Origin of the sequence: Aurantimicrobium sp., from assembly GCF_036667855.1 — a bacterium.
Lineage (GTDB): Bacteria > Actinomycetota > Actinomycetes > Actinomycetales > Microbacteriaceae > Aurantimicrobium.
Window position 1 is genome coordinate 38,183 of record NZ_JAVWTF010000012.1, and the last position, 1,496, is coordinate 39,678.

1 pseudogene is annotated in these 1,496 nt (G+C 54.8%); it reads left to right on the forward strand.

Annotated features, from left to right (window positions below):
• Positions 1–183: 183 nt before the first annotated feature.
• Positions 184–1,496 (forward strand): annotated as a pseudogene (locus RR877_RS04325) (glutamate synthase subunit alpha); the annotation flags it as partial.

Consider the following 1,496-nt stretch of genomic DNA (forward strand, 5'->3'; position numbering starts at 1 on the left):
AGTAAGTTTTTTCACTCGGATCCGGGCAAAGATGCCCCCGTTATAGAACTAACTTTGGCACTTCACCCCGCCACAAGCGGCCCAGAAGTTCACACGAGCGACAAGCTCTCGCGTTTCACTTTTCCAGATGACTTTAGGGCCAACGTCGTCCCTCCCGATTAACGGTTTCGAGAGGAGGGTTCCATGTCGCTAGCGACTCCCCATCAACGCTTTTCCTTGGCACCCGCTGCCCAAGGTCTCTATGACCCCGCCCTAGAGAAAGACGCCTGTGGCCTGGCCATGGTCGCAACTCTGCGTGGTATTCCAGGACACGACATCATTGATGTCGCGCTGAGCTCTCTTCGTAACCTCGAGCACCGTGGTGCTGTTGGTTCTGACGCAGGTACTGGTGATGGGGCCGGTATTTTGACCCAGATCCCAGATGCGTTCTTGCGTGAAGTCGTTGACTTTGACCTTCCTGCTGCAGGTAGTTATGCAGTGGGTAATGCGTTTCTTCCTCTGAAGGACTCCGAACGAGCTGCTATTAAGGCTCGCTTTGCTGAAATTGCACACAGCGAAGGCCTCAAGGTGTTGGGTTGGCGTGTTGTGCCGACTGCACCCGACAACCTCGGAAAGCTCGCTCGTGAGGCTATGCCTGCGATTGAACAAGCTTTCGTCACATCTTCCTCAGGCGAGCTTTCCGGCATTGAACTGGACCGCTTGATTTACCGCTTGCGTAAGCGTGTAGAGCGTGAATGTGAAATCTATTTCGCATCCTTATCTTCACGCACCCTTGTCTACAAGGGCATGGTTACCACCCTGCAGCTGGAGCCTTTCTATCCTGATCTCAGTGATGCGCGTTTCGCTTCTACTCTCGCTCTGGTGCACTCTCGTTATTCCACGAACACCTTCCCCTCGTGGCCACTGGCGCACCCCTTCCGTTTCATTTGCCACAACGGTGAGATCAACACGGTTCAGGGAAACCGCAACTGGATGCGTGCCCGTCAGTCGCAGTTAGAGTCTGAGCTTCTGGGCGACATGAAGGATCTGCTTCCTATTTGCACACCTGGTGCTTCGGACAGTGCGTCTTTCGATGAGGTTGTAGAACTTCTTACTCTTGCTGGCCGCCCACTTCCTCACGCCATCATGATGATGGTTCCTGAGGCATGGGAAAACCAGCCCGACATGGATCCCACACGTCGTGCGTTCTATGAGTACCACTCCTCCTTGATGGAGCCCTGGGATGGCCCTGCTGCTATCTGCTTTACTGACGGTTCTCTTGTCGGTGCAACGCTGGACCGCAACGGTCTGCGCCCTGGTCGTTACCTTGTCACCGATGATGGCCTCATCGTCGTGGGTTCAGAAATCGGCGTCTATGACGTTGACCCTGCAAAGGTAGTCCAGAAGGGCCGCCTGCAGCCCGGCAAGATGTTGTTGGTTGACACCGTTGCTGGTCGCATCATTTCCGACGATGAAATCAAGAGCGAACTTGCCGCCTCTGGTCCGTGGCAGGAATG